Origin of the sequence: Rhizobium sp. Rhizsp42 (assembly GCF_047304155.1) — a bacterium.
Classification (GTDB): Bacteria; Pseudomonadota; Alphaproteobacteria; order Rhizobiales; family Rhizobiaceae; genus Rhizobium.
Genome location: NZ_JBGLYS010000075.1, coordinates 1 through 8,076 on the forward strand (window position 1 = coordinate 1; position 8,076 = coordinate 8,076).

Genomic DNA, 8,076 nt, shown 5'->3' on the forward strand with positions numbered 1-8,076 from the left:
CACCCCCCTCTGTCCTGCCGGACATCTCCCCCACAAGGGGGGAGATCGACCCGTTGAAAGGTCTACGCCAAACAATGAGAGTGGAGCGAGCGGCTGCCCCCAGCCAATCTCCCCCTTGTGGGGGAGATGCCCGGCAGGGCAGAGGGGGGTAATTCTTGCGCAGAGTTAGCGTAAACAAAATCGCCAAGGCCGAGCGTTCACTCAACCCATCAACCAACCCGCTTACCCAGCAAACCCAACAGCCGCCGGCCGTCCAAGCGCCTTGAACACGGTGCCGACAATCCCGGCCCGGTCGAGCCCGGCCTGCGCATTCATCACCTCGGGCTTCGCCTGCTCCACCCACAGATCGGGCATCACAAGCGAGCGAACCTTCAGCCCGTTGTCGAGCAGGCCGTCGGTCGCCAGGAACTGCAGCACATGGCTGCCGAATCCGCCAACCGCACCTTCTTCAACAGTGATCAGCATCTCGTGGTGACGCGCCAGCTGGCGGATCAGGTCGTGGTCGAGCGGCTTGGCGAAGCGCGCATCGGCGACCGTGGTCGAAAGGCCCGCGGCATCGAGGTCTTCGGCGGCGAGCATGCAGTCCGCCAGGCGGGTGCCGAAGGAGAGCAGCGCCACCTTGGTGCCTTCCTTGACGATGCGGCCCTTGCCGATCTGCAGGATTTCGCCGCGAACCGGCATCTCGACGCCCACGCCTTCGCCGCGCGGATAGCGGAAGGAGATCGGGCCAGCGTCATAGGCAGCCGCCGTGCGCACCATGTGCTTCAGCTCCGCCTCGTCGGCTGCGGCCATGACGACGAAGCCCGGCAGCGTGGCGAGGAAGGTCGTATCGAAGGAGCCCGCATGGGTCGGGCCGTCGGCGCCGACGAAACCGGCGCGGTCGATCGGGAAGCGCACCGGCAGGCCCTGGATCGCCACATCGTGCACCACCTGGTCGAAGGCGCGCTGCAGGAAGGTCGAATAAAGTGCCGTGAACGGCTTGTAGCCCTCGGCGGCAAGCCCGGCGGCGAAGGTCACGGCATGCTGCTCGGCAATGCCGACATCGAAACAGCGCGACGGAAAAACGTTTGCCAGCTTGTCGAGACCCGTGCCGCTCGGCATGGCGGCGGTAATGCCGACGATCTTGTCGTCAAGTTCTGCTTCCTGCACCAGCGCTTCGGCAAACACATTGGTGTAGCTCGGCGCGTTCGGCTTCACCTTCGCCTGCGCGCCGGTGATGACATCGAACTTGTTGACGCCGTGATACTTGTCGGCGGCGGCTTCCGCCGGCGCATAGCCCTTGCCCTTCTGCGTCACCACATGGATCAGCACCGGCCCATGCGCATTGTCGCGCACATTGCGCAGCACGGGCAGCAGGTGCTCGAAGGAGTGCCCATCGATCGGCCCGATATGGTAGAAACCCATCTCCTCGAACATGGTGCCGCCGGTCACGTAACCGCGCGCATGTTCGACGGCGCGGGTAATGGCGCGATCGACCGATTTGCCGAGATAGCTGGTCAGCTTCTTGCCGACTTCGCGCATGCCCATATAGGTGCGGCCCGAGGCGAGACGCGCCAGATAGGCGCTCATGGCGCCTGTCGGCGGCGCAATCGACATGTCGTTGTCGTTGAGGATGACGATCAGCCGCGCATCGAGCGCGCCGGCATTGTTCAGCGCCTCATAGGCCATCCCCGCCGACATCGCCCCGTCGCCGATCACCGCGATGACATTGCGCTTCGAGCCGGAAAGGTCCGCCGCCACCGCCATGCCGAGGCCGGCCGAGATCGAGGTCGAGGAGTGTGCTGCGCCGAACGGATCGTATTCACTCTCGGCGCGGCGGGTAAAGCCCGAGAGCCCGCCTTCCTGGCGCAGCGTGCGGATACGATCGCGCCGGCCGGTCAGGATCTTGTGCGGATAACACTGGTGCCCGACATCGAAGATCAGCTTGTCGTCGGGCGTGTTGAAGACATTGTGGATGGCGATCGTCAGTTCGACGACGCCGAGGCCGGCGCCCAGATGCCCGCCCGTCTTCGACACCGCGTCGATCATCTCGTCGCGCACCTCGCGCGCAAGCTGCGGCAGGTCGCGATCCTCCAGCTTACGGAGGTCGGCCGGATAGATGACCTTGTCCAGCAGCGGCGTCTTCGGCGGTTGTGTCACGGGAGGCACTCTTTCTTGTCGTTCTTGTTCTTGTCGTCTTTTCCAGGCGTTTTGGGGCACATAGCCTTTAGGCCATAAGTTGCGGTGAAAGAAGTCGATTTCAAGAACCGCAAGGATCCTTTCTAGAGGAGAACGCTACTCCGGCAAAGGGACGAATTCCTCTTCATCCCCCGGAACGATGTCGAAACGGCCGGTGCGCCACTCCTCCTTGGCCTTTTCGATCCGCTCTTTCGACGAGGAAACGAAGTTCCACCATATGTAGCGCTTCGAGTTCAGCGCCGCCCCGCCGAACAGCATGAGATGACAGCCTTGGGCACCGCCCTCCAGCGTGATCGCGTCACCCGGGCGGAACACCAGCAGCTGGTCGGGCGCGAATCGGTCGCCCGCGATCACCACTTCGCCGGACAGCACATAGATCGCCCGCTCCTCGTGCGCGGCGCCGAACGGGAATTTCGCGCCGGCGTCGAGATTGATATCGGCATAGAGCGTATCGGAAAACACGTTGACCGGCGAGGTCATGCCCTCGAACGCGCCGATCACCACCCGCCCGCGTACCCCGCGCTCGTCGATCACGGGCATTTCGCTCTTTTCCGTATGCGCAAAGGTGGGATCGATCTCCTCCTTGTCATCGGGCAGCGCCAGCCACGTCTGCAGCCCGGACATCAGGAGCGGATGGCCGCGCAGATTGTCGGGCGTACGCTCGGAATGCACGATGCCGCGCCCCGCCGTCATCAGGTTGATATCACCCGGCCGGATCACCTTCTCGGTCCCGAGGCTATCGAGATGCCGGATTTCGCCATCGAACAGATAGGTCACCGTCGACAGCCCGATATGTGGATGCGGCTTAACATCAAGCGCCTCATCCGGCTTCAATATCGCCGGCCCCATTCGATCGAAAAAGATAAACGGCCCCACCAGCCGCCGCTGCCTGGTCGGCAGAGCCCGCCTGACCTGAAACCCGCCGATATCGCTGGTGCGCGGGATGATCAGGTTCTCGATGGCGTCGCAGGCAAAGGCATCGCCGGGGAGGGGGTCTTTGCCGGGGAAGAAGGACATGGGGTGTCTCCGTTGGCGAAAGCGGTGAGCTTATCGGCTATCGTGCCTGATGACCAGAAGGCAGGCTCAAGGCGATTGACGCGCTATGGCATCAGATGTCATAGTTTCGAGCATGAAGGCCGAGTTGCTGTTTCGCGAACGTATCATCTACGACGATGGGGCCATTCTCGAAATGACCATCTGGCAAGTTCCTGTTTAGGTCCCGCCGTCGCGGCATTTCCTGAAATACTCGCTCTTCTATGGTCTGCCGGGCCAACGCATCGTCTTGTACGACAACGAGCGCGGCAAGGGTGATCATCGACACTACGGACCACGCGAGGAAGCCTACCAGTTTGTCTCCGTGGAGCGTTTGCTGGCTGATTTCAGGCATGATGTCGAGCAGGTGAGAGGCGAGGCAATATGAGCAAGAACATCGACGTACATGTTGGCGGTTCCTTCGACGATGCCGCAAAGCGCTTCATCGACGCATGGCAGCGCGCCGAGGCGGGCCAGCCCGTTTCCGAGGAACATCTGACTTTCGTGGATTGGGAGGTCTTCGCGCACACGATGACGGCCAAACGGCTGGAACTGCTTCGCCACCTACGCGGCAATCCGCAAGCAAGCATCGCCGCTCTGGCCAAGAGCCTGAACCGCGACTATCGCCGTGTTCACGACGACGTCGATATCCTGTCCCGCGCCGGTCTGATCGAGCGCGATGCCGATGGCTTGCATGCCGACTACGCGGAGATCAGGACGGTAATCGCGCTATAGAGCGTGCCCTCGGTATAGGCCAATATCTTTCGACTGTTATCGGTGATGTCGGCCAGACGGAGCCATGGTTTGCTAGAAGGCAACTTGGCGGTCTCTTTCGATCTCTTTGGCGAGGCGAGGCTTCTCGATCGGTTCCGAGATGACGTCGACAGGCCGGCCCGTGATATCTTCAAGTCTTTCTTTGAGACGATACAGCGTCCCGAAATATCCGAAGCCGGAATGCAGCACCTCGTCCGTAAGCTCAACGATGACATCGATGTCGGACTCCGGTGTCGCTTCGCCACGGGCGACTGACCCGAACAGCGAAAGCCCGAGAACGCCCTCAGCCCTGAGCGCGTCCTCATGCTTGCGAATGATCGCTATGACCTGATCCTTGTCCATGCCGCCAATATAAGCGACCTCTGCGACTTGGTCGAGACGCCCGGCCAAGCCGACCGCAGCGATTACATCGCCGTAAACCCATTATCGACGAACAGATGCGCGCCGTTGACGAAGCTCGACTCATCGCTCGCCAAATAAAGTGCCGCGCGCGCCACGTCCTCCGGCTCGCCGATGCGGCCCTGCTGCGCTGCGATCGCGGCATCCGAGACGTCGACGCCGAGTTTCTGCAGGTCGGCCACTTCGCGCAGGCCGTGCGGTGTGCGGATGAAGCCGGGGCAGACCGCGTTGCAGCGGATGTTGCGGTCGCGGAACTCGACGGCGATGGCGCGTGCGAACATGTGCACGGCGCCCTTGGTCGTGTCGTAGAGCACTTCCATCGGCGTCGCCGCCACAGCCGAGATCGACGAGGTACAGACGATCGACCCGCCGCCGGCCGCGATCATCTTCGGCAGCACCGCCTTGGTCATCAGGAACATCGAGCGCACGTTGACGGCATGCAGCCAGTCCCATTCCTCCAGTGTGGTTTCGAGGAACGGCTTGATGACAATCGTGCCGGCATGGTTGAAGAGCACGGTCACCGCGCCATAGCGCGCCTCGATGGCGGAGACCGCCGCGTTCACCGCCGTCTCGTCAGAAACATCGGCCGTCCAGAAATCAGCCTCGCCACCTGCGGCGCGGATCTCACGCACGGTCTCAGCCGCCGCCTCACCATTGCGATCGATGATCGCGACCTTGGCGCCCTCGGCCGCAAACAGCTTCGACGCCGCCCCGCCCATGCCGGTCGCCCCGCCCGAGACAATCGCGATCTTGCCCTTCAATCTATCCGTCATGCCGTCTCTTCCCCTCTGGTGTTTCGGGGATGATAGACCGACGTTTGGCCGCTGGCCAAGAGGTTTGATGGGTAAGGGCAGCGCTGCACCAGCCTGCGATCGAGCACAAACCTTTGCGAGGTGACGCGATCCAAAAGTTACAATCTCGCTGTGGTCATTAACGGCGGTTTTACCGCACGCGCACGTCGCCGCTCGCTGGCGTTGGTATGGCCTTGTCTCATTTCGGGATTGATGCAACCAAGGGGCGCATTTAAACCTGAAAGCCATTCGTACATGCAGTATAAGAAAAATGGACAGCTCGGAAGGCTGGCGAAAAGCGCCGCTCTTCTGGCCGTGTTCGCCACCCTGGCCTCCTGCGCCACCAATCCAAACTCAACCAAAATGGGCGCCGACGGCAAGGATGCCGCCAGGCAGGCGGATGCCATGGTCGCGGACAAGGGCGCTGCTGCCGTCGTGCGCGTTTCGCTCAATGGCAGCTATTGCGTGCGCGGCACCGTCCGCCTCCAGAAGGTCGTCGATGGCAAGATCAGTTCGGGACCATTTACCGAAATCGGGCAGCCCAGCGGCATTTATGGTGCCGATGCGATGGTTAAGAAGCTTGCCAAGACGACCGCGCAAATGCTGACGCTGAACGTGCCGGCGCTGATCAAGGAGAATGGCGTGCGCGATATCCGCACCTCCTTCCGCCCCATCGAGCCGGGCCATTATGCCGTTACCATGATCACTTGCGAGAACGGCAACAGTACCGCATCCATGGGGACTGGAAATGGCGGACTGTTCGGGGCTCAAGGAAAAGAGCCGCACACGCTGCTTGGCGACAATACGATCACCATCGGCAAGGGCCAGATCGTCGATGCCGGCGTAATTGATATCGTTCAGACCAGCAGCGGTGGGTTCTTTTCCAGCGCGCGGGCGCGCCTGGCTGGATCGGAGGCGCCGCAGACGTTCAAGGATGCAATCCGCCTGAACGTTCCGGAAATCTATCCACGCATCACCTACACGAAATTCACGGCCGATTACGCTCTGTTGTTCTCGGCCCTAACACCGAAGCCTGAGGCAAAGTAAACTTATGAAGACGATCCCCACAGACCGCATTTCCCGCCGCGCAGCACAGTTCAGCGTCGCAATGACCCTCTCAGCTTGCCTGATGGTTCCACAGGTGGCGTTGGCCGCGCCAAAGAGCAGCAAGGGCAATGACATCGCCGTGGCCGCGTTCAAGGATGTCTGCCTTGCATCGGCGCCAACATTCGCCACCGCGGCGGCCAAGGCGAAACGCTATGGCGTAAAAGACGCCGACCAGCAGTTCGGCGGCATGACCGACGACCACTCCATGTCCGTGCAGATCAAACCCAAGAAGGAATGCGCGGTTACCAGCGAAAATCGTTCTGACCCGACGCTGCATGCGCAGTTCCTTCGTGTCATCGCCGCCTCCGGCGCCGAGGTGCCGAATGACGCCAAGGCAGGAAAGCCTTTCGTCGCGGCGATCAAGGGAAAGCGCTTTATCTTCCAGCACGACAGGCGAGGTGGTGAAGCTTACGTGATGCTTAGCCTCGACAAATAAGGCCCGTTGGCAAAGGGACGGGGTGAGCCGATCAAGCCCCGTCCAAAGGCTCCACGCCCTGCGGCTTGCCCGCGCGGTCGAGCCTGATCTTCTCGATGCGGTTTTCGGCGGCCGAGAGCAGCGTCTCGCAATGCTTCTTCAGCGCTTCGCCGCGCTCGTAGATCTCGATGGACTCGTCCAGCGCCACGTCACCGCGTTCCAGCCGGGCGACGATGCTTTCGAGTTCGGCGACAGCCTTTTCGAAAGAGAGGCCGGAAACCTCCGGCTTGGCGTTGTCGGTCATGCTCAACCCTTCATCATTCTCAAAACATGCAAGCCTGCCGATTCGGCCAAGCCCTCCAGATCATAGCCGCCTTCCAGAAGGCTGACGACCCGGTTGCCGGCACTTTTGTCGGCCACTTCGAGCAGCCGCCCGGTCGCCCAGTCGAAGTCCTCGCCGACAAGGTTGATCTGCGCCAGCGGGTCGCGGTGATGCGCGTCGAAGCCGGCCGAGATGATGATCAGGTCAGGGCGGAAGTCGTTGAGCGCCGGCAGCACGCGGGATTTGAACGCCTCGCGGAAATGCTCGCTGCCGACATTGGGCGAAAGCGGCGCGTTGACGATCGTGTCGTGTGCGCCGGTTTCGTTCTTGGCGCCGCTGCCGGGGTAGAGCGGCATCTGGTGCGTCGAGCAGAACAACACGGACGGGTCGTCCCAGAAGATGTCCTGGGTGCCGTTGCCGTGGTGGACGTCCCAATCGACGATCGCCACGCGCTCGGCGCCATGCCTGCGCTGGGCGTGGCGGGCGGCGATGGCGGCGTTGTTGAAGAAGCAGAAGCCCATCGCCTTGGATTTCTCGGCGTGGTGGCCGGGTGGGCGCGACGCGACGAAGACATTGTCTGCCTTGCCGGTGAAGACGTCATCGACCGCCGCCATCGCGCCGCCGATCCCCGTCAGCGCCGCCTGCAGGCTTTTCGGGCTGGCATAGGTGTCGGCCTCGAGCTGGTTGATCTCGCCTTCTTCCTCCGGCACCTGCCGCATCACGGCGAAGAGGTGCTCTTCGGGATGCGCCAGAAGCACGGCGTCCTCGGAGGCCTGCGGCGCCTGCTGGCGGTCAAGCCGGTCGAAATGCGGATGCCCCAGCGCCACGTTCAGCGCCCGCAGGCGGTCGGATCGCTCGGGGTGGCCCTCGGGCGTGATGTGTTCCAGAAAGATCGGATGTTCGTAAAGGCGGGTGCTCATAAGAGCCTTTCCTGGTTAGATTGAAGCATTCTGTTGGCTCAAACGGAGTCGAATGGTCGTCCGGCCGGCGCGCGTCGTAGCCTAAGCATACGGCCAAGCCGGCCGGACGATCAGGCGGCCCGTTTCAGCCAACCCCGG

At 62.3% G+C, this 8,076-nt stretch carries 10 protein-coding genes; 4 read left to right on the forward strand and 6 right to left on the reverse strand.

Annotated features, from left to right (window positions below):
• Positions 1 to 222 precede the first annotated feature (222 nt).
• Together dxs and ACCD05_RS31160 are read right to left on the reverse strand one after the other, a co-directional pair.
• Positions 223 to 2,139 (reverse strand): 1-deoxy-D-xylulose-5-phosphate synthase, encoded by a 1,917-nt coding sequence (gene dxs / locus ACCD05_RS31155; protein ID WP_413397508.1) that lies wholly within the window; start codon positions 2,137 to 2,139, stop codon positions 223 to 225.
• A gap of 135 nt (positions 2,140 to 2,274) precedes the next feature.
• On the reverse strand, positions 2,275 to 3,195 hold the full coding sequence (locus tag ACCD05_RS31160; RefSeq protein ID WP_413397510.1) for a pirin family protein: 921 nt from the start codon (positions 3,193 to 3,195) through the stop codon (positions 2,275 to 2,277).
• 265 nt (positions 3,196 to 3,460) lie between these two features.
• On the opposite strand from ACCD05_RS31160, the gene ACCD05_RS31165 reads away from it, so the two are divergent.
• Positions 3,461 to 3,598, forward strand: a complete 138-nt coding sequence (locus ACCD05_RS31165; RefSeq protein WP_413397512.1) for a hypothetical protein — start codon at positions 3,461 to 3,463, stop codon at positions 3,596 to 3,598.
• The gene (locus tag ACCD05_RS31170; protein ID WP_112982215.1) at positions 3,595 to 3,945 is read left to right on the forward strand and encodes a hypothetical protein; all 351 of its coding nucleotides are present in this window, start codon (positions 3,595 to 3,597) and stop codon (positions 3,943 to 3,945) included. The genes ACCD05_RS31165 and ACCD05_RS31170 overlap by 4 nt, the downstream gene beginning before the upstream one ends.
• A 72-nt stretch (positions 3,946 to 4,017) precedes the next feature.
• Here ACCD05_RS31170 and ACCD05_RS31175 read toward each other — a convergent pair whose 3' ends face one another.
• Both ACCD05_RS31175 and ACCD05_RS31180 read right to left on the reverse strand, forming a co-directional pair.
• Positions 4,018 to 4,326: a nucleotidyltransferase family protein gene (locus ACCD05_RS31175; protein WP_413397514.1), complete on the reverse strand. Its 309-nt coding sequence runs from the start codon at positions 4,324 to 4,326 to the stop codon at positions 4,018 to 4,020.
• Between the two features lie 62 nt (positions 4,327 to 4,388).
• Positions 4,389 to 5,156, reverse strand: a complete 768-nt coding sequence (locus ACCD05_RS31180; RefSeq protein ID WP_209232853.1) for an SDR family NAD(P)-dependent oxidoreductase — start codon at positions 5,154 to 5,156, stop codon at positions 4,389 to 4,391.
• Between the two features lie 120 nt (positions 5,157 to 5,276).
• Here ACCD05_RS31180 and ACCD05_RS31185 point away from each other — a divergent pair, with 120 nt between their 5' ends.
• Together ACCD05_RS31185 and ACCD05_RS31190 are read left to right on the forward strand one after the other, a co-directional pair.
• Complete coding sequence (locus ACCD05_RS31185) at positions 5,277 to 6,221, forward strand: hypothetical protein (RefSeq protein ID WP_413397516.1); 945 nt, start codon at positions 5,277 to 5,279, stop codon at positions 6,219 to 6,221.
• Between the two features lie 4 nt (positions 6,222 to 6,225).
• On the forward strand, positions 6,226 to 6,717 hold the full coding sequence (locus ACCD05_RS31190; protein ID WP_413397518.1) for a hypothetical protein: 492 nt from the start codon (positions 6,226 to 6,228) through the stop codon (positions 6,715 to 6,717).
• A gap of 31 nt (positions 6,718 to 6,748) precedes the next feature.
• Here ACCD05_RS31190 and ACCD05_RS31195 read toward each other — a convergent pair whose 3' ends face one another.
• Both ACCD05_RS31195 and ACCD05_RS31200 read right to left on the reverse strand, forming a co-directional pair.
• The gene (locus tag ACCD05_RS31195; RefSeq protein ID WP_047507965.1) at positions 6,749 to 7,000 is read right to left on the reverse strand and encodes an exodeoxyribonuclease VII small subunit; all 252 of its coding nucleotides are present in this window, start codon (positions 6,998 to 7,000) and stop codon (positions 6,749 to 6,751) included.
• A 2-nt stretch (positions 7,001 to 7,002) separates the two neighbouring features.
• The gene (locus ACCD05_RS31200) at positions 7,003 to 7,938 is read right to left on the reverse strand and encodes a histone deacetylase family protein (RefSeq protein ID WP_113008722.1); all 936 of its coding nucleotides are present in this window, start codon (positions 7,936 to 7,938) and stop codon (positions 7,003 to 7,005) included.
• Positions 7,939 to 8,076: the final 138 nt, after the last annotated feature.